Source organism: Enterobacter sp. JBIWA005 (assembly GCF_019968805.1).
GTDB lineage: Bacteria > Pseudomonadota > Gammaproteobacteria > Enterobacterales > Enterobacteriaceae > Enterobacter > Enterobacter vonholyi.
Genome location: NZ_CP074159.1, coordinates 4108664 through 4127535, shown reverse-complemented (window position 1 = coordinate 4127535; position 18872 = coordinate 4108664). Strand labels below are relative to the sequence as shown.

The 18872-nt window shown below is 56.0% G+C and carries 16 protein-coding genes and 1 other RNA gene; 11 read left to right on the top strand and 6 right to left on the bottom strand.

Annotated features, from left to right (window positions below):
* Nucleotides 1-28 precede the first annotated feature (28 nt).
* The 4 genes from dolP to KGP22_RS19575 are packed head-to-tail and all read right to left on the bottom strand — an operon-like array spanning nucleotide 29 to nucleotide 3756.
* The gene (dolP, locus tag KGP22_RS19590) at nucleotides 29-604 is read right to left on the bottom strand and encodes a division/outer membrane stress-associated lipid-binding lipoprotein (protein ID WP_111964950.1); all 576 of its coding nucleotides are present in this window, start codon (nucleotides 602-604) and stop codon (nucleotides 29-31) included.
* A gap of 9 nt (nucleotides 605-613) precedes the next feature.
* Nucleotides 614-1204 (bottom strand): DnaA initiator-associating protein DiaA, encoded by a 591-nt coding sequence (gene diaA / locus KGP22_RS19585; RefSeq protein ID WP_003861754.1) that lies wholly within the window; start codon nucleotides 1202-1204, stop codon nucleotides 614-616.
* Between the two features lie 21 nt (nucleotides 1205-1225).
* Nucleotides 1226-1621, bottom strand: coding sequence for a YraN family protein (locus tag KGP22_RS19580; protein WP_111964949.1), 396 nt, complete (start codon nucleotides 1619-1621; stop codon nucleotides 1226-1228).
* Nucleotides 1579-3756 (bottom strand): penicillin-binding protein activator, encoded by a 2178-nt coding sequence (locus KGP22_RS19575; RefSeq protein ID WP_111964948.1) that lies wholly within the window; start codon nucleotides 3754-3756, stop codon nucleotides 1579-1581. Before KGP22_RS19575 ends, KGP22_RS19580 begins: the two co-directional genes overlap by 43 nt.
* Before the next feature lie 62 nt (nucleotides 3757-3818).
* Here KGP22_RS19575 and rsmI point away from each other — a divergent pair, with 62 nt between their 5' ends.
* Complete coding sequence (gene rsmI / locus KGP22_RS19570) at nucleotides 3819-4682, top strand: 16S rRNA (cytidine(1402)-2'-O)-methyltransferase (RefSeq protein WP_111964947.1); 864 nt, start codon at nucleotides 3819-3821, stop codon at nucleotides 4680-4682.
* 155 nt (nucleotides 4683-4837) lie between these two features.
* Here the strand turns inward: rsmI and garD are convergent, their stop codons facing one another.
* Nucleotides 4838-6409 (bottom strand): galactarate dehydratase, encoded by a 1572-nt coding sequence (gene garD / locus KGP22_RS19565; RefSeq protein WP_223580565.1) that lies wholly within the window; start codon nucleotides 6407-6409, stop codon nucleotides 4838-4840.
* A 374-nt stretch (nucleotides 6410-6783) separates the two neighbouring features.
* On the opposite strand from garD, the gene garL reads away from it, so the two are divergent.
* The 9 genes from garL to KGP22_RS19520 all read left to right on the top strand — a co-directional run bounded on the left by garL (nucleotide 6784) and on the right by KGP22_RS19520 (nucleotide 17048).
* Nucleotides 6784-7554 (top strand): 2-dehydro-3-deoxyglucarate aldolase, encoded by a 771-nt coding sequence (gene garL / locus KGP22_RS19560; RefSeq protein ID WP_223580563.1) that lies wholly within the window; start codon nucleotides 6784-6786, stop codon nucleotides 7552-7554.
* Nucleotides 7555-7575: 21 nt separating this feature from the next.
* Complete coding sequence (gene garR / locus KGP22_RS19555; RefSeq protein ID WP_223580561.1) at nucleotides 7576-8466, top strand: 2-hydroxy-3-oxopropionate reductase; 891 nt, start codon at nucleotides 7576-7578, stop codon at nucleotides 8464-8466.
* Between the two features lie 59 nt (nucleotides 8467-8525).
* An RNA gene (gene rnpB / locus KGP22_RS19550) (RNase P RNA component class A) lies at nucleotides 8526-8902 on the top strand.
* Nucleotides 8903-9589: 687 nt separating this feature from the next.
* Nucleotides 9590-10510, top strand: a complete 921-nt coding sequence (tdcA, locus tag KGP22_RS19545) for a transcriptional regulator TdcA (RefSeq protein ID WP_111964943.1) — start codon at nucleotides 9590-9592, stop codon at nucleotides 10508-10510.
* Between the two features lie 101 nt (nucleotides 10511-10611).
* Entirely contained in the window at nucleotides 10612-11601 is a 990-nt protein-coding gene (gene tdcB, locus KGP22_RS19540; protein ID WP_133295183.1) for a bifunctional threonine ammonia-lyase/L-serine ammonia-lyase TdcB, read from the top strand.
* Nucleotides 11602-11610: 9 nt separating this feature from the next.
* The gene (tdcC, locus tag KGP22_RS19535) at nucleotides 11611-12942 is read left to right on the top strand and encodes a threonine/serine transporter TdcC (RefSeq protein WP_127732383.1); all 1332 of its coding nucleotides are present in this window, start codon (nucleotides 11611-11613) and stop codon (nucleotides 12940-12942) included.
* Between the two features lie 30 nt (nucleotides 12943-12972).
* Complete coding sequence (gene tdcD / locus KGP22_RS19530) at nucleotides 12973-14181, top strand: propionate kinase (protein WP_223582483.1); 1209 nt, start codon at nucleotides 12973-12975, stop codon at nucleotides 14179-14181.
* A gap of 15 nt (nucleotides 14182-14196) precedes the next feature.
* Nucleotides 14197-16491 carry a formate C-acetyltransferase gene (gene pflB / locus KGP22_RS19525; RefSeq protein ID WP_223580559.1) on the top strand — a complete coding sequence of 765 codons (2295 nt, stop codon included), beginning with the start codon at nucleotides 14197-14199 and terminating at the stop codon, nucleotides 16489-16491.
* A 146-nt stretch (nucleotides 16492-16637) separates the two neighbouring features.
* A complete protein-coding gene (locus KGP22_RS19520; RefSeq protein WP_111964939.1) occupies nucleotides 16638-17048 on the top strand; it encodes a Spy/CpxP family protein refolding chaperone in 411 nt (136 codons plus the stop codon).
* An 89-nt stretch (nucleotides 17049-17137) separates the two neighbouring features.
* Here KGP22_RS19520 and KGP22_RS19515 read toward each other — a convergent pair whose 3' ends face one another.
* Nucleotides 17138-17839: a pirin family protein gene (locus KGP22_RS19515; RefSeq protein ID WP_115876325.1), complete on the bottom strand. Its 702-nt coding sequence runs from the start codon at nucleotides 17837-17839 to the stop codon at nucleotides 17138-17140.
* Between the two features lie 104 nt (nucleotides 17840-17943).
* Between KGP22_RS19515 and yhaJ the strand changes: the two genes are divergently transcribed.
* Nucleotides 17944-18846 (top strand): DNA-binding transcriptional regulator YhaJ, encoded by a 903-nt coding sequence (gene yhaJ, locus KGP22_RS19510; RefSeq protein WP_008503135.1) that lies wholly within the window; start codon nucleotides 17944-17946, stop codon nucleotides 18844-18846.
* Nucleotides 18847-18872 lie beyond the last annotated feature (26 nt).

Here is an 18872-nt window from a genome sequence, read left to right as displayed (position 1 = left end):
GCTCACCGGGCTTACAGTCGGTTGTAGCTTACTTGATGTAAGTAAACGCAGTAGTGACGTGCTTCACGCCGCTCACCCGGCTGGCGATATCGGCCGCCGCTTTCCCTTCACGTTCGGTCACCAGACCTAGCAGGAACACTTCACCGTTTTCTGTCGTCACCTTCACGTTGGAGGATTTCACCTGGTCCGAGCCCAGCAGCTGGGAGCGTACTTTGGTGGTGATCCAGGTATCGGAAGAGGCATCACCCAGGCCAATTGGCTTGCCCTGACGCACTTCGTTAAACACCTCAGTGGTCCCTTCTACGCCCATCGCAATCTGTTTCGCACGAGAGGCGAGCTCCAGATTCGGTGCCTGACCTGCCAGCAGCACTTTGCCCTGATAAGCCGTCACGTTGATACGCGCTTCTTTCTTGATTTGTTCGTCTTTCGACAGCGCACTGTTGACGCGCAGCTCCAGCGTACCGTCATCCACCTGCGTTCCGACGGTGCGCGGATCGGTTGCCGCTTTGGTGCCTACCGCGGCGGTACCCACAACGGCCGCAGCGATACATCCCTGAAGCAGTAATGCAGACATAAGGACTGCGAGGGTCGATAAAGCCTTCATAAGAACTCCTTAATCATCCTGGTGAGGGAAAAGCGTGTTATCGATCAAGTCACATAAGCAGTTCACCGTGAGCATATGCATCTCCTGAATACGTGCGCTCCGGTGAGAAGGAATGCGGATTTCCACATCCTGCGGCCCAAGCAGACCCGCCAGCTCACCCCCGTCATAGCCGGTTAAGGCCACGATTGTCATGTCGCGGGTGACGGCAGCTTCAACGGCTTTGACAATATCCCGGCTATTGCCGCGCGTGGAGATGGCCAGCAGCACATCTCCGGCGTGACCCAGGGCTCGCACCTGCTTTGCGTAAATTTCGTCATGCAGACGATCGTTAGCAATCGCCGTTAAGACCACATTATCGGTATTAAGTGCAATGGCGGGTAAACTCGGGCGTTCTGTTTCAAAGCGATTGATCATGCTGGCAGCAAAATGCTGTGCGTTGGCGGCTGACGTGCCGTTGCCACAACAGAGGATTTTGTTGCCGTTAAGCAGGGATTGCACCAGCGTCATTGCGGCACGCGAGATAGCATCCGGAAGGGCTTCCGCCGCGGCAATCTGAGTCTGGATGCTTTCTGTGAAGCACACTTTAATTCTTTCGAGCACGTTATCCCTTTTAAATCTTAATTATGCGTCTTCGCCAAAAGCGTTTTTAAGCCATTCGATCTCATTTCCGGTGAAGGCTATCACATCGAACCGGCAATCCACAGTATCAAAACTCCCATTATGGCGGGCAAGCCACAAGTGGGCAGTCTGTAATAATTTATGTTGTTTGGCGAGCGTCACGCTGGCGGCAGCACCGCCAAAACGAGAGGACTGTCGAAAGCGGACTTCTACAAACACGGTGACCTGACCGTCTTTCATGATCAGGTCGATTTCGCCGCCGCGCCCGCGGACGTTGGCGGCGATAAAACGCAGTCCTTTGCCTTCAAGCCAGCGACGCGCCTTTAATTCCCACGCATCGCCGGTCTCTTTTCGGCTTAACTGGCCGGGACGATCTGCCCCTGCTGGTATTTGAGCCATGATAACTTCCTGTTGATCACGCAGTCCTGGGTGGCGGTCAGATCGCCGGTATTGCCGTTAAGCTCAAAGCCCGGCACCTGGCGCATCTGGGTAAAGTGGTTCGCCAGCGCCCATGCATCGACACCCATCGCATACAGACGCGCCAGAGAATAATCGTTACGTACGGCACTCAGCGCCTGCTGCATCAGCGCCGGATTGCTGCCAGCCAGCATCGGGATTTCGCTGTACTGCAGACCGTCCATTTCCAGACGGAAATCCGGGCCGGCGGTGCCCTGCGCGCTGCGTGAGCTGGCGTAGAGCGTTGCGCCGCTCTGGCTGCCGTTACGCATCGCGATCATCGGTTTGATAAAGGCGATCTCCTGCGGCGTGGCAACGATATAGGCCGCATCCACTTTACCGCCACCGCTAATCTGTGCGTCGGTAGGCGGGGCCGGGATCGTCAGGCCGCCAATCGTCACGCCCTGCTGCTGCGGCAGGCTCGCGGTGACAGGACTGCCGTTAAGCGCGATACCCGCTCCACCGTTTACGCCCGCACGTAGTTCAGAGACGGAGCCGAATTTCTGCTGCAGCACGACGCCGCCGCCCAACTTCTGCCACTCATCGGCAAAGGCATTCGCCACGCGATCGCCCAGCGCGCTGCGTGGGATGAGCAGCAGCGGAGCCTGCTTACCTTGCTCGTGAATATGACGCGCCGCATCGCGGGCTTCATCTTCAGGGGAAAGCGCGAAGTAGCAGATATTGGCCCGGTTCTGAACCTGCTCAGGCTGGTTGAGCGCCAGCACGTTCAGCGTGGTATTGCTCTTCATCAGCTCTTCCACGTTGTTTTTCAGCAGCGGACCGACAACGATGCTCGCCCCGTCCTGTTGAACCTGAGCCAGAACCTGGTCAAGCGGCTGCGAGCTGGTGTCGTAAATTTTCACCTCAGCGCCCGGGTTGGCGCTGGTGGTTGCTACGGCCTGCGGCTGATCGGCAGGCTGGGCCGCGGGTTGTGCAGTCTGCTGCTGAGGCTGTTCTGCCGTTGCGTCAGGTGCTGGTGCCGCTTGGGTCTCGGCCGGAGCCTGGGGCGCAGGTGCTGCCGTAGCTGGTGTTGTTGTAGCCGGTGCAGCTGTAGCCTGAGGCGTCGTCGGGGCCGTCACCGGGTTTTGCATCGTGCCCTGCGCCGGAGCTTGCGCCGTGGTCAGGTCGCTGGTCTCGGCGGCGGATGGGCTGACAACATCACTCACGTTAGCCGCCTGGGCCGCCTGAGCGGGAACTGCGCTGCCGGTTACCGACGTAGTACCGTTTTTCGCTGCTTCAAAGCCCTGCTGAATGGTACGGCCAAACACCGCCGCCTGGCCGTTGAGCGGCAGAAGCAGGGCGATTTTGCTGGTGGACGCTGGCTTAAAGTTCTGTACGTTCACCAACTGGGTTGGCAGCATTTTCGCACCCGGGTTTTGCGGGTAGCGTGTCTGCCAGTCCGTAATACCGGCTTTCAGCATCTTTGGATCGCTGCGGTTGTTAAACCACATCTGCTGCAGATCCAGCCAGCCCTGAAGAACGTTTTCATCGGCGTTGATGACCAGAGCCTGCGCCTGTTCCTGCGTCATCGAAGCCAGCGCTTGCCAGGTGGCATCAATATTTTTCTGCTTTTCGGCACCGCCGAGCAGCGGCTCTTGCGCGATGAGGGCGCGGAGCAGCGTCAGGGAAGGGCGCCCCTGCTCAGCGGTAATGCCCGCCTGCCAGAAGCGAGCCTGCTGGTTTTTATCCAGCGCGCTCACGTCAATGTCCCCGAGGATCTTCTTCGCGGCGGCGTAATCTTTCAGCGCGACCTTCAGCTCGGCAGAGAGCAGGCTCTGCTCGCGACGCTGGGCGTCGTTAAGATCTTTCGGCAACTGGTTAAACAGTTCGGCAGCCTGCTGGGTTTTACCCTCTTTCAGCAGTGCACGAATGGCGAGTAATTGCCAGTTGGTCTTGGTATCATTTGAACTCTGCGACATTTGCTGCAGATAAAATCCAGAATCAGCCTGAGCAGAACCCTGAAGATGGGCGGTGCTCTGGTCAGGTGCCTGGGTGCCACAGCCTGCAAAGATCAGGGCTGCCAGCAGAAGCGGCACGCTGCGCGTGGCTTTTTTTCGAAGAAACGTTAACGGTACCATACTGTATCCAGTGATTTTTTTTACGCAATGCTCAATATTAAATCGGCAATACGGACGAGACAATGAAACAACACGAAACGGCAGATAATTCTCAAGGCCAGCTTTATATTGTACCTACTCCTATCGGGAATTTGTCTGATATTACCCAACGTGCGCTCACCGTACTGCAAGCTGTTGATTTAATTGCTGCTGAAGATACCCGCCACACCGGCCTGCTGCTGCAACATTTCGCGATTAACGCCCGTTTGTTTGCTCTGCACGATCACAATGAGCAACAAAAAGCCGAAACGCTGGTGGCGAAGCTGAAAGAGGGGCAGAACATTGCTCTGGTCTCCGACGCCGGTACGCCGCTGATCAACGATCCCGGCTATCACCTGGTGCGTACCTGTCGCGAAGCCGGTATTCGCGTTGTGCCGCTGCCCGGGCCGTGCGCCGCGATTGCTGCATTAAGCGCTGCAGGTCTGCCGTCTGACCGTTTCTGCTATGAAGGCTTCCTGCCTGCCAAATCCAAAGGCCGCCGCGACGTCTTAAAAGACCTGGAAGCGGAACCGCGCACCCTGATTTTCTACGAATCCACGCATCGCCTGCTGGAGAGCCTGGAAGATATGGTGACCGTCTGGGGAGAAGGCCGTTACGTGGTGCTGGCGCGCGAGCTGACTAAAACCTGGGAAACCATCCACGGCGCACCGGTGGGCGAACTGCTGGCGTGGGTGAAGGAAGACGAAAACCGCCGCAAGGGTGAAATGGTGCTGATTGTCGAAGGGCACAAGGCGGAAGAAGACGCGCTTCCTGCCGACGCGCTGCGCACGCTGACGCTGCTGCAGGCGGAACTGCCGCTGAAGAAAGCCGCTGCGCTGGCGGCAGAAATTCACGGCGTGAAGAAAAATGCGCTGTATAAGTATGCGCTGGAGCAGCAGGGGGAGTAAGGCATCCCCTGCCGGTTTTTGCCGGGTGGCGGCTACGCCTTACCCGGCCTACGGATCGTTATGTGTCTTTTAGCTAGCAGATATCGCCTCAAACTGGAAGGTTTGCGGCGTGTCCGGCGGGTTACCTCAATGCGGGATAGATGTGGGACGGAAAATCACGTCACCGGTGCCGGGTTGAACACCGCCAGCTGGTTATGTAATCCCCATTGATCGGAGAAGGTTTTCTTCCGCCCGCTGGCGACATCCAGAATGAAGTGGAACAGCTTCCAGCCCACGTCCTCAATACTCTCTTCTCCGGTCGCGATAGTACCCGCGTTGATGTCCATTAAGTCATACCAGCGCTTTGCCAGCTCGGTGCGGGTCGCCATCTTGATCACCGGTACCGCCATCAGGCCGTACGGCGTGCCGCGCCCGGTGGTAAAGACCTGCACCGTAATGCCGGACGCGACCTGCTGCGTGCCGCAAACGAAATCGCTGGCCGGCGTTGCCGCGTAAATCAGGCCGCGTTTCGTCGGGCGCTGGCCCGGAGAGAGCACTTCCACAATCGCGCTCTGCCCGGATTTGGCAATCGAACCAAGGGCTTTTTCCACCACGTTTGCCAGGCCGCCTTTCTTGTTGCCTGGAGACGGGTTGGCGCTGCGGTCGGTTTTGCCCATATCGAGATAGCTATCGTACCAGGCCATTTCCTCAAGCAGACGCTTGCCGACCTCTTCATTAACGGCGCGCGGCGTCAGCAGATGGATGGCGTCACGCACTTCGGTCACCTCGGAGAACATCACCGTGGCGCCGCAGCGAACAAGCAGATCGGACGCATAGCCCACCGCCGGGTTGGCCGTCACGCCGGAGAAGGCATCGCTGCCGCCGCACTGGGTTCCGACCACCAGCTCCGACGCCGGACACGTTTCGCGCTGGCGGCGGTTGAGCTTGTCCAGATGGCGTTCTGCAACTTGCAAAATATCGTCGACCATTGAGCGGAAACCAACGTGACGTTCGTCCTGCAGGCGCACGATGCTGGCCTCGTCTGCCGGGATGGCTTTGACATCCTCGGTGCCCTGAAGCAACCGTTCTGGCTGCAATTTTTCACACCCCAGACCGATGACCATCACCTCGCCGCCAAAGTTCGGGTTCAGGGCGATATTGTGGATAGTCCGGATAGGCACCACGGCAGCAGGGGCGTTAATCGCCACGCCGCAGCCGTAGAGGTGGTTCAGGCCCACCACGCCGTCGACGTTCGGGTATTTCGGCAGCAGATCGCGTTCGATGATTTTCACCACGTAGTCCACTACGCCCGCCACGCAGTGTACGCTGGTGGTAATGCCGAGCAGATTTTTAGTGCCGACGCTGCCGTCCGCGTTGCGGTAGCCTTCAAAGGTATAGCCTTCCAGCGGAGGAAGCGGTTCCGGCACGCGGGTTGCCAGCGGAAGCGTATTCAGCGGCGGCGCTTCTGGCAGCGCCACCAGCGACTCCTCCACCCAGCTTCCCTGAGGTATCGAACGAACGGCATAGCCGATGACTTCACCGTAACGTACGATTTCGCTGTTAGCAGGGATATCCACCAGGGCGACTTTATGTCCCTGTGGAATATGCTCAATCAGTTCCAGCCCGTCCGGGAAGCGGGTGCCCGCTTTTAAGCCATTGTCGTTGACAATAATCGCCACGTTATCGGTGTCGTGTACTTTGATATAAAACGCCGTCGGCGATGCCTGTCGAATTTCAATGTCGGCCATTGTTCACTATTCTCCAGCAAAGTGTCTGATAATAAATTCAGCCATTTTTCTAATGGTAGAAATAAATACGCGGCTTTCAGAAATAAAGCATGTCAGTAGAATGAATAGCAAAATGTGATCCCGATCGCTTCAGAACCCGTAATCCTTGATTCTGTGCATTAGCGCCCAGTGCTTTGTGCATATGCAAAAATTTTTATCAAAATATACCGTAATACCTGAGCATTAAAACAATGTGCGGTCGCGGATTGCGCCTTATACTGAATGACGTTTTTATCACGCCAGAATACGGCAGAATAATAAATATCATGCTGGCGCGGTGTCTGAATAAATAAAATGATACTGAAAAAGGCTGCGGAATTAAAAAGGTAAATACGATGAATAACGATATCTTCCCGAATAAATTTAAAGCGGCTCTTGCGACGCACCAGATTCAGATTGGCTGCTGGTCCGCGCTGGCAAATCCTATCAGCACCGAAGTGCTGGGCCTGGCCGGTTTCGACTGGCTGGTGCTGGACGGCGAACATGCGCCGAACGATATCAGCACCTTTATTCCGCAGCTGATGGCGCTTAAAGGCAGCCACAGCGCCCCGGTAGTGCGTGTCCCCACCAACGAGCCGGTGATTATCAAGCGCCTGCTGGATATCGGCTTCTATAACTTCCTGATCCCGTTTGTGGAGACAGAAGAACAAGCGGCACTGGCCGTAGCCTCTACGCGCTATCCGCCAGAAGGGATTCGCGGCGTTTCCGTTTCGCATCGCGCCAATATGTTTGGCACCGTGCCGGACTACTTCGCGCAGTCCAACAGCAACATCACCATTCTGGTTCAGATTGAGAGCCAGCAGGGCGTTGATAACGTCGATGCGATTGCAGCCACCAACGGCGTGGACGGTATCTTCGTTGGCCCAAGCGATCTGGCTGCCGCCTTTGGCCATCTGGGTAATGCCAGCCACCCTGACGTGCAGCGCGCGATCCAGCACATTTTTGCCCGTGCTAAAGCACACTGCAAACCGTGCGGCATTCTGGCACCGGTTGAGGCTGACGCCCGTCGCTATCTGGAGTGGGGAGCCACGTTTGTTGCCGTCGGCAGCGACCTCGGCGTATTCCGCTCGGCCACGCAGAAATTAGCGGACGCTTTTAAAAAATAACCATCATTGAGGAAACAGATTATGACGCTGAAAGTGGGTTTTATTGGCCTGGGGATCATGGGTAAACCAATGAGTAAGAACCTCATCAAAACAGGTTACTCGCTGGTGGTCTCCGATCATAATCCACAGGCCGTGGCTGAGGTGATAGCGGCTGGCGCAGAAGCCGCCACCACCGCGAAAGCCATTGCCGAGCAGTGCGATGTCATCATCACCATGCTGCCTAACTCCCCGCATGTCAAAGAGGTTGCGCTGGGTGAAAACGGCATTATCGAGGGCGCGAAGCCTGGCCTGGTGCTGATCGATATGAGCTCTATCGCACCGCTTGCAAGCCGTGAAATCAGCGAGGCGCTAAAGGCAAAGGGCGTCGATATGCTGGATGCGCCGGTCAGCGGCGGAGAGCCGAAAGCGATCGACGGCACGCTGTCGGTGATGGTCGGCGGTGATAAAGCCGTTTTCGATAGATACTACGACCTGATGAAAGCGATGGCGGGCTCCGTGGTGCACACCGGAGAGATTGGGGCGGGTAACGTGACCAAGCTGGCAAACCAGGTGATTGTGGCACTCAACATTGCCGCCATGTCTGAAGCGCTGACGCTGGCAACCAAAGCAGGCGTCAATCCGGACCTGGTCTACCAGGCTATTCGCGGTGGTCTGGCGGGCAGCACCGTGCTGGATGCCAAAGCGCCAATGGTCATGGATCGCAATTTCAAACCCGGTTTCCGCATTGACCTGCATATCAAAGATCTGGCGAACGCGCTGGATACGTCACACGGCGTGGGCGCACAGCTGCCGCTGACCGCAGCAGTTATGGAGATGATGCAGGCGCTGCGTGCCGATGGCCTGGGCACGGCAGATCACAGCGCGATTGCATGCTATTACGAAAAACTGGCGAAGGTGGAAGTGGCGCGTTAATCACGGCTTTCCCATACCTGAGGGTGACAGCGGCGTGCAAACCCTCTATACTGCGCGCCGAAGCTGACCAGACAGTCGCCGCTTCGTCGTCGTCCCTTTCGGGGGAGACGGGCGGAGGGGAGGAAAGTCCGGGCTCCATAGGGCAGGGTGCCAGGTAACGCCTGGGGGGGAAACCCACGACCAGTGCAACAGAGAGCAAACCGCCGATGGCCCGCGCAAGCGGGATCAGGTAAGGGTGAAAGGGTGCGGTAAGAGCGCACCGCGCGGCTGGTAACAGTCCGTGGCACGGTAAACTCCACCCGGAGCAAGGCCAAATAGGGGTTCACATGGTACGGCCCGTACTGAACCCGGGTAGGCTGCTTGAGCCAGTGAGCGATTGCTGGCCTAGATGAATGACTGTCCACGACAGAACCCGGCTTATCGGTCAGTTTCACTTCTTAAAAAACCCCGCTTCGGCGGGGTTTTTGCTTTCTGAATGTTGCTGGTCGGGTAAGCGCTGCGCCGCCCGGCAACCGAACAAACGACATCAATTCTCATATTTGCGACATTAAGCACATTTCACTGTTTTTATCCCCACAGTATCGCTCCTGCGTCTATAGACGATCGCCATCACAAAATTTCACGCTAAAGAATGCACGATTTTCAGTATTGAAAATTTGTTATGATTGTTATCTTAATGATCGCGAAACTTTTCTCGTTTGATATGCATATATTTAAATCAAATACATTTCTCCCGTGAATATGTGACGTATTCCACTCTTTTCCTCAAGCCTGAAAATTCGCGTTAGAAAAACTTGATAAATTGAAAGAATGTTTCAAACAAATAGCGGTTATTTATTGGCCTTTAATTGCCTGAAATATCGTCTTTATTGATTTTTTCCGGACGGTAAAATTTATCCGGGTTATCGCCATAAAATTAATTTATTACCGCTATTTTTGTTGATCAATATCAGCGTAGTAGCATATTTATATCGTTGTATGCTAATGAAATATAACGATTTTATTTTGTTTTTGGTGTGTGAGTTAAAGGGTCGGGAAAGCAAATTGTGAGTAACAGCACATACCCCTTTAAAGATTATTGAGTAGAATTCACCCCGTCATAGGGAAATAAGCGCAGAATATTATGAACACTATTATTCTACCGAAAACACAGCACCTCGTGGTATTTCAGGAAGTCATTAAAAGTGGCTCCATAGGTTCTGCAGCAAGACAGCTGGGCCTGACGCAACCTGCCGTCAGCAAAATCATCAGCGATATTGAGACCTACTTCGGCGTGGAAGTGATGGTGCGTAAAAACACCGGCGTAAAACTCACTGCCGCGGGCCAGGTTCTGCTCTCGTACTCAGAGTCGATCACCCGCGAAATGAAAAACATGGTGAGTGAAATTAACAGCCTGAGCTTCAGCACCGTTATGGACGTCTCCTTTGGTTACCCGTCGCTAATCGGCTTTACCTTCCTGTCTGAGATGATCAAAAAATTCAAGGAAGTGTTCCCGAAAGCACGCGTCTCGATGTATGAAGCCCAGCTCTCATCTTTCCTTCCGGCCATTCGTGACGGTCGTCTGGATTTCGCTATTGGCACCCTGAGCGATGAAATGTTGCTTCAGGATTTGCACGTCGAACCGCTGTTTGAGTCCGAATTTGTGCTGGTCGCCAGTAAAACGCGAACGTGCACCGGCCCGACGACACTGGCATCGCTCACGCATGAGCAGTGGGTGATGCCGCAAACCGATATGGGCTACTACAAAGAACTTCTGACCACCCTGCAAGACAACCACATCAGCATCGAAAGCATCGTCCAGACCGATTCGGTCGTCACCATTTATAACCTTGTCCTGAATGCCGATTATCTGACGGTGATTCCCCGCGACATGATTGCGCCATTCGGGTCCGATCAATTTATTGTGCTGCCTGTGGAAGATGAATTACCCGTGGCGCGTTATGCCGCCGTGTGGTCAAAAAATTACAGGATTAAAAAATCGGCGTCAGTATTAGTTGAGCTTGCAAAACAGTATTCGTCGATGAATATCGAAAGACGACGATGAATAATTAGTATCTATTTTAAAACACCCAGCGCGTTAACGTGTTAACGCGCTGACACCCTTGCTTTGCCTGAAAAAGAATGAATTATTATAACGAGGATGTTATGCATATTACCTACGATCTCCCTGTAACCATTGAAGATATTCAGGACGCCAGAAAACGACTGGCAGGAAAAATATATAAAACCGGTATGCCGCGCTCGAATTATCTCAGCGAACGCTGTAAGGGCGAAATATTCCTGAAGTTCGAGAACATGCAGCGTACCGGCTCGTTTAAGATCCGCGGCGCGTTTAACAAATTAAGCTCGCTGACCGACGCTGAAAAACGTAAAGGCGTTGTCGCCTGCTCCGCGGGGAACCACGCGCAGGGGGTGTCTCTCTCCTGCGCTATGCTTGGCATCGACGGCAAAGTGGTGATGCCGATGGGGGCGCCGAAGTCTAAAGTGGCCGCGACGCGCGACTACTCGGCGGAAGTCGTGCTGCACGGCGAGAACTTCAACGACACCATCGCCAAAGTCAGCGAAATCGTCGAGATGGAAGGGCGTATTTTTATTCCCCCTTACGACGATGCCAAAGTCATCGCCGGGCAGGGCACCATCGGTCTGGAAATTCTTGAAGATTTATATGACGTAGATAACGTCATTGTGCCTATCGGCGGCGGTGGACTAATTGCCGGGATTGCAACGGCAATTAAATCCATCAATCCCACCATTAATATCATCGGCGTACAGTCTGAAAACGTGCACGGAATGGCTGCCTCCTGGCATGCCGGAGAAATAACCAACCATCGCGTTACCGGCACGTTAGCCGACGGCTGCGATGTCTCTCGTCCGGGGAAATTAACCTTTGAGATCGTTCGTGAACTGGTCGATGACATTGTGCTGGTGAGCGAAGACAACATTCGCGACAGCATGATCGCGCTTATTCAGCGAAATAAAGTGGTGACGGAAGGTGCCGGCGCGCTGGCCTGTGCCGCGTTATTAAGCGGCAAGCTTGATCACTATATTCAGGGTCGTAAAACCGTCTGCATTATTTCCGGCGGCAATATCGATCTCTCCCGTGTTTCCCAAATTACCGGCTTCGTTGACGCATAAAGGTGACCTATGAGCAACACAGAAAGCATTATCGTTGGCCAGACAAAAACGTCCTCCTGGCGTAAGTCTGATACCACCTGGACGCTTGGCCTGTTTGGTACCGCCATTGGCGCAGGCGTGCTGTTCTTCCCCATCCGCGCGGGCTTTGGCGGATTAATCCCCATCCTGCTGATGCTGGTTCTCGCGTTCCCCATTGCGTTTTACTGCCACCGCGCGCTGGCGCGTTTGTGTCTTTCCGGCAGCAACGTCTCAGGCAACATCACCGAAACTGTGGAAGAGCACTTTGGTAAGACGGGTGGGGTGGTCATTACGTTCCTCTACTTCTTCGCCATTTGCCCGCTACTGTGGATTTACGGCGTCACCATTACCAACACCTTTATGACCTTCTGGGAAAACCAGCTCCAGCTGCCTGCGCTGAACCGCGGCGTGGTGGCGCTGTTCCTGCTGCTGCTGATGGCCTTTGTTATCTGGTTTGGTAAAGACCTGATGGTGAAGGTCATGAGCTTCCTGGTATTCCCGTTTATTGCCAGCCTGGTGCTGATTTCCCTGTCGCTGATCCCTTACTGGAACTCGGCGGTGATTGACCAGGTCAACCTGAGTGATATCGCCTTCACCGGCCATGACGGCATTCTGGTCACCGTGTGGCTGGGTATCTCCATCATGGTCTTCTCCTTCAACTTCTCGCCTATCGTCTCCTCTTTCGTGGTCTCCAAGCGCGAAGAATACGAGCCGGAGTTCGGTAAAGAGTTCACCGAGCAGAAATGTTCCAAAATCATCGGCCGCGCCAGCCTGCTGATGGTGGCCGTGGTGATGTTCTTCGCCTTTAGCTGCCTGTTTACGCTCTCTCCGCAGAACATGGCGGACGCCAAGGCGCAGAACATTCCGGTGCTCTCTTACCTGGCGAACCACTTTGCGTCAATGTCCGGGACAAAATCGACGTTCGCGACGGTGCTGGAATACGGTGCCTCCATCATCGCGCTGGTTGCTATCTTCAAATCTTTCTTCGGTCATTACCTGGGCACGCTGGAAGGGCTGAATGGCCTGATCCTCAAGTTCGGCTACAAGGGCGACAAGAAGAAAGTCTCTGTTGGCAAACTGAACACCATCAGCATGGTGTTCATCATGGGCTCCACCTGGGTTGTGGCCTACGCCAACCCGAACATTCTCGACCTTATTGAAGCCATGGGGGCACCAATCATCGCCTCTCTGCTGTGCCTGCTGCCGATGTATGCCATCCGCAAAGCACCGGCGCTGGCAAAATACAAAGGGCGTACCGAGAACGTCTTCGTTACCGCGGTCGGCCTGCTGACCATTCTGAATATCGTTTACAAACTGTTCTAAACCATTGCTCAGGAAGAGCGGAGTCACATGATGATTGAGTTTCCGGTTGTACTGGTTATTAACTGCGGATCGTCCTCTGTTAAGTTTTCGGTGCTCGACGCCAACAGCTGCGATGCCCTGATGACGGGCATTGCAGAGGGGATCAACACCGAGAAGGCCTTTATTTCCGTGAACGGGGGTGAGCCGGTCAGGCTGGCTCACCAGGACTACGAAGGGGCGCTGGCTGCCATCGCCCTTGAGCTGGAGAAGCGTAACCTGATGAGCAGCGTGGCCTTAATTGGCCACCGTATTGCGCACGGGGGAAATCTCTTTAGCGAGTCGACCCTGATCACGGAAGAGGTGATTGAGCAGATCCGCCAGGTCTCACCGCTGGCGCCGCTGCATAACTACGCCAACCTGAGCGGCGTGGAAGCTGCACAACATCTGTTCCCGGGCGTGCAGCAGGTAGCGGTATTTGATACCAGCTTCCACCAGACGCTGCCGCCTCAGGCGTATCTGTACGGATTGCCGTATCGTTATTTCGAGGTGCTGGGCGTGCGCCGCTACGGCTTCCACGGCACCTCTCACCGCTACGTGGCCGCGCAGGCGCATACGCTTCTCGGGCTGTCCCCCGATGACAGCGGCCTGGTGATTGCCCATCTCGGCAACGGGGCATCCATCTGCGCGGTGCGCAACGGTGAAAGCGTCGACACCTCGATGGGGATGACGCCGCTGGAAGGGCTGGTAATGGGGACGCGCTGCGGCGACGTGGACTTCGGCGCGATGGCGTGGATTGCCCAGCAGACCGGCCAGTCGTTAGAGGATCTGGAGCGCGTGGTCAATAAAGAGTCGGGATTGCTTGGGATCTCCGGCATCTCCTCCGATTTACGCGCGCTGGAGAAAGCCTGGCACGAAGGCAATGAGCGGGCGCAGCTGGCTATCCATACCTTCGTTCACCGCATTGCGCGACATATCGCCGGGCACGCGGCGTCGCTGCACCGCCTGGATGGGGTGGTCTTTACCGGCGGCATTGGCGAAAACTCGAAGCTTGTCCGCGCGCTGGTGGCGGAACATCTGAAAGTCTTCGGCATCATCCTCGACGACGCTAAAAATGCCCTGCCGGGCAGCGCGGGTGAGCGCGTGATCTCGACCGAATCGTCCCGCGTGGCCTGCGTGGTGGTCCCTACCAACGAAGAAAAAATGATCGCGCTGGACGCCCTCCGTCTTGGGAAGGTTACCCCGGCTGCGGCTTACGCCTGATAAAGCGAGAATCACATGAAAGTAACAATCGATACGGGCGTCGCACCCTACAGCGACGCATGGGCCGGGTTTCGCGGTGAAGAATGGAAAAACGCCGTCAACGTCCGCGATTTTATTCAGCATAACTACACCCCTTATGAAGGCGATGAAGCTTTCCTCGCGCAGGCGACGCCTGCAACGACGGCGCTGTGGCAGAAGGTAATGGTCGGCATTCGCCAGGAGAATGCCACCCACGCCCCGGTGGATTTCGACACTAACATTGCCACCACCATTACGGCTCATGGGCCTGGCTACATCGACCAGGATCTGGAGACGATCGTCGGCCTGCAAACCGATAAGCCTCTCAAGCGTGCGCTGCACCCGTACGGTGGGATCAACATGATCCGCAGCTCGTTCGAAGCCTATGGCCGGGAGATGGATCCGCACTTCGAATACCTGTTCACCGACCTGCGCAAAACCCATAACCAGGGCGTGTTTGACGTCTACTCCCCGGAGATGATGCGCTGTCGTAAATCCGGCGTGCTGACCGGTTTGCCGGACGGCTACGGGCGCGGACGCATCATCGGTGATTACCGCCGCGTGGCGCTCTACGGCATCAGCTATCTGGTACGCGAACGTGAACTTCAGTTTGCCGATCTGCAGGGCAGGCTGGAGCGCGGCGAAGATCTGGAGGCAACGATCAGCCTGCGCGAAGAGCTGGCGGAGCACAAGCGCGCGCTGCTGCAGATCCAGCAGATGGCGGCGAACTACGGGTTTGATATCTCTCGTCCGGCTATGGGCGCTCAGGAAGCGGTGCAGTGGGTCTATTTTGCCTACCTGGCAGCGGTGAAATCCCAGAACGGTGGGGCGATGTCGCTGGGGCGCACGGCCTCGTTCCTCGATATCTACATCGAACGCGACATGCAGGCGGGGCGGCTGAGCGAGGTGCAGGCGCAGGAGCTGATCGACCACTTCATCATGAAGATCCGCATGGTGCGCTTCCTGCGCACGCCGGAGTTCGACACGCTCTTCTCCGGCGATCCGATCTGGGCGACGGAAGTGATCGGCGGCATGGGGCTGGATGGACGCACGCTGGTGACCAAAAACAGCTTCCGCTATTTGCATACCCTGCACACCATGGGACCCGCGCCGGAGCCGAACCTGACGATCCTCTGGTCAGAACAGCTGCCGATCGCGTTCAAGAAATACGCCGCGCAGGTATCGATCGTCACCTCTTCTCTGCAGTATGAGAACGACGATCTGATGCGTGCGGACTTCAACAGCGACGATTATGCCATTGCCTGCTGCGTCAGCCCGATGGTGATCGGCAAGCAGATGCAGTTCTTTGGCGCGCGCGCCAACCTTGCCAAAACGCTGCTGTACGCAATCAACGGTGGGGTGGACGAAAAGCTGAAGATCCAGGTCGGGCCAAAAACCGAGCCGCTGCTGGACGACGTGCTGGATTACGACACCGTGATGGCGAGTCTCGATCACTTTATGGACTGGCTGGCGGTGCAGTACATCAGCGCCCTGAATCTCATTCACTACATGCATGATAAGTACAGCTACGAAGCCTCGCTGATGGCGCTGCACGACCGGGATGTCTATCGCACCATGGCCTGCGGCATTGCCGGGCTGTCGGTGGCGGCGGACTCCCTGTCGGCGATTAAATACGCTACGGTGAAGCCGGTGCGCGACCATACCGGCCTGGCGGTCGATTTCGTGATTGAAGGGGACTATCCGCAGTACGGCAACAACGACGACCGTGTGGACAGCATTGCCTGCGACCTGGTGGAGCGCTTTATGAAGAAAATTCAGGCGCTGCCAACTTATCGCAACGCGGTGCCGACCCAGTCGATCCTGACCATCACCTCCAACGTGGTTTACGGCCAGAAGACCGGGAACACGCCGGACGGACGCCGCGGCGGCACGCCGTTTGCGCCAGGCGCAAACCCGATGCATGGCCGCGACAGAAAAGGGGCGGTGGCCTCGTTAACGTCGGTCGCCAAGCTGCCGTTCACGTATGCCAAAGACGGGATCTCCTACACCTTCTCTATCGTGCCGCAGGCGCTGGGCAAGGACGAGCTGGTTCGCAAAACCAACCTGGTGGGGCTGCTGGACGGGTACTTCCATCACGAAGCATCTATCGAGGGCGGGCAGCACCTGAACGTTAACGTGATGAACCGGGAGATGCTGCTGGATGCCATTGCGCATCCCGAGAATTACCCGAATCTGACCATCCGCGTTTCAGGCTATGCGGTGCGGTTTAATGCGCTGACGCGGGAACAGCAGCAGGACGTGATTTCTCGAACGTTTACCCAGTCAATCTAAATCTAAGTGCTCATGCCCCCTCAACCCAGGGGGCATGTTTTTGCCCGCGAAACATACAAAATTGTTTATATAATTACTCACACATATTCATCCGCTCTTGAAAAACAATGCCCGCTTTTCCTATCACAGCATGTAAGGACAGTAAGATGATGAAAATGACCCGTATTGCGCTGGTCGCCGCCTCGCTGGCAGTGTGCAGTTTTACGGCACAGGCCGCGAACGTTGAGGCTGCTCCGTCTCCATCGCAGGATCCGCTGGTACAGCACCTGAAGCTCAGCAATGAGCAGGTTAAGAAGATTGAAGAGCTGCATAAGCAGCTGGAACAAAATGTCAGCAAGATCCCGATGACGGGCGTGAAGGACGGCGCGCTGGTCGACATGTTCCAGGCGGGTAAATGGGACGAAAGCACGGTCAAAAGCCAGCTTGCCGCCTTTAGCAAAATTGAAGAGCAGACCCGTTATTACCGCGTGAAATATTACTTCGACGTCAGCCAGGTATTAACGCCGGAACAGCGTAAACAGATTAGAACTGATATGGCTAACGCGCTGGCAGAGTGATTTCGTCGTCGCGTACGGCGCCGGATAATTCTGCCGGGGCTCGATCGGTTCCCTCTCCCGTTGGGAGAGGGTTAAGGTGAGGGCATTCTCTAAACCGGCAAATCAATTAGCAGCGCGCGCAGCGGCGTATCTGCCACCAGCGTGATATTCGCTTCATCACGAATAAACGCCCCGTCGCCGCAGGTGAGGGCTTCTTTTTCTTCCGTGTGCGTCACCGCATGCACCGTACCGTGAATAGACTGCAGATAGGCGCGCGGACCGTGAAGCTGGAAGCTCGCCTGTTCACCTTTCTTCAGTTCGATATGATGCAGCCACACCTGCTGGCGCAGCTGCAGGCTACCTGTACTGCCGTCCGGCGATGCAATCAGCTGTTGCTTATCGCCCGTTAAATCTAACTTCTGGACCAGCGGATTTTCCCGCTCAGGGCAGGCGTCCAGCCATAGCTGCATGCGGGTCAGCGTTTTGTCTTTGCTGAGGTTATGTTCGCTGTAGCTGATGCCCGGCTGTGTGGAAATTAACAACGCTTCGCCAGCCTTTGCCTGGACATGATTGCCCTCGCTATCGCGGTATTCTGCCTCGCCTTCCAGGATCAGGTTCAGGATATCGACTTTCGGGTACGTACGCGGCTGGAAAGATGCGCCCGGGGCGAGCACTTCCTGGTTCAGCACGCGCAGTGAAGCGTAACCGAGGAGTTTAGGGTCAAAGTAGTGTCCAAAGGAAAAGGTGTAGCGGGCCTGCAGCCAACCGAAATCGGCTTGTCCGCACTGTTTAGCTGTTCTTGTCGTAATCATAAACTTGACCTCTCTTTACACTAAAACAATGGTAAAGGTATGGACGCTTCATTGTTAGCCAGATATTCTGCCCGGTATGTTCAAATTTCCTGAATGAGAACGAGATGGCTAAAGAGAGAGCATTGACGCTTGAGGCGCTTCGCGTCATGGACGCGATTGACCGGCGCGGCAGTTTTGCGGCGGCGGCCGATGAACTGGGGCGCGTTCCGTCTGCGCTGAGCTACACCATGCAAAAGCTGGAAGAAGAGCTGGACGTGGTGCTTTTTGACCGCTCCGGACATCGAACAAAATTCACCAACGTGGGTCGAATGCTGCTGGAGCGCGGCCGCGTACTGCTGGAAGCGGCGGACAAGCTGACGACAGACGCCGAAGCGCTGGCGCGCGGCTGGGAAACCCATCTCACGCTCGTGACCGAAGCGCTGGTGCCGACCGAAGCGCTGTTCCCGCTGGTGGATCGACTGGCGGCGAAGGCCAATACGCAGCTGTCCATCATCACCGAGGTGCTGGCAGGGGCGTGGGAACGTCTGGAGACGGGCAGGGCAGATATCGTTATTGCGCCGGACATGCACTTCCGCTCATCGTCGGAAATCAACTCGCGCAAGCTCTACAGCGTGATGAACGTTTACGTTGCCGCCCCCAACCACCCGATTCATCAGGAGCCCGAGCCGCTCTCTGAAGTGACGCGCGTGAAGTATCGCGGCGTGGCGGTAGCGGATACCGCGCGCGAGCGTCCGGTGCTGACGGTGCAGCTGCTGGATAAACAGCCTCGTCTGACGGTGACCTCGCTGGAGGACAAACGGCAGGCGCTGCTGGCCGGTCTGGGCGTGGCGACGATGCCGTACCCGTTTGTGGAAAAAGATATTGCGGAAGGACGACTGCGGGTTGTGAGCCCGGAGTACACCAGCGAAGTGGATATCATTATGGCGTGGCGTCGCGACAGCATGGGCGAAGCCAAATCGTGGTGCCTGCGAGAAATTCCAAAGCTCTTTGCGCACCACAACAAATAAGCGTACAGGCCCGGTAAGCGTAAGCG

Bases quoted from the DNA above. Each gene is read 5' to 3' on its own strand.
- dolP (WP_111964950.1), bottom strand. From the start codon at position 604: ATGAAGGCTTTATCGACCCTCGCAGTCCTTATGTCTGCATTACTGCTT.
- KGP22_RS19580 (WP_111964949.1), bottom strand. From the start codon at position 1,621: ATGGCTCAAATACCAGCAGGGGCAGATCGTCCCGGCCAGTTAAGCCGA.
- KGP22_RS19575 (WP_111964948.1), bottom strand. From the start codon at position 3,756: ATGGTACCGTTAACGTTTCTTCGAAAAAAAGCCACGCGCAGCGTGCCG.
- rsmI (WP_111964947.1), top strand. From the start codon at position 3,819: ATGAAACAACACGAAACGGCAGATAATTCTCAAGGCCAGCTTTATATT.
- garD (WP_223580565.1), bottom strand. From the start codon at position 6,409: ATGGCCGACATTGAAATTCGACAGGCATCGCCGACGGCGTTTTATATC.
- garL (WP_223580563.1), top strand. From the start codon at position 6,784: ATGAATAACGATATCTTCCCGAATAAATTTAAAGCGGCTCTTGCGACG.
- garR (WP_223580561.1), top strand. From the start codon at position 7,576: ATGACGCTGAAAGTGGGTTTTATTGGCCTGGGGATCATGGGTAAACCA.
- tdcA (WP_111964943.1), top strand. From the start codon at position 9,590: ATGAACACTATTATTCTACCGAAAACACAGCACCTCGTGGTATTTCAG.
- tdcB (WP_133295183.1), top strand. From the start codon at position 10,612: ATGCATATTACCTACGATCTCCCTGTAACCATTGAAGATATTCAGGAC.
- tdcC (WP_127732383.1), top strand. From the start codon at position 11,611: ATGAGCAACACAGAAAGCATTATCGTTGGCCAGACAAAAACGTCCTCC.
- tdcD (WP_223582483.1), top strand. From the start codon at position 12,973: ATGATTGAGTTTCCGGTTGTACTGGTTATTAACTGCGGATCGTCCTCT.
- pflB (WP_223580559.1), top strand. From the start codon at position 14,197: ATGAAAGTAACAATCGATACGGGCGTCGCACCCTACAGCGACGCATGG.
- KGP22_RS19520 (WP_111964939.1), top strand. From the start codon at position 16,638: ATGATGAAAATGACCCGTATTGCGCTGGTCGCCGCCTCGCTGGCAGTG.
- KGP22_RS19515 (WP_115876325.1), bottom strand. From the start codon at position 17,839: ATGATTACGACAAGAACAGCTAAACAGTGCGGACAAGCCGATTTCGGT.
- yhaJ (WP_008503135.1), top strand. From the start codon at position 17,944: ATGGCTAAAGAGAGAGCATTGACGCTTGAGGCGCTTCGCGTCATGGAC.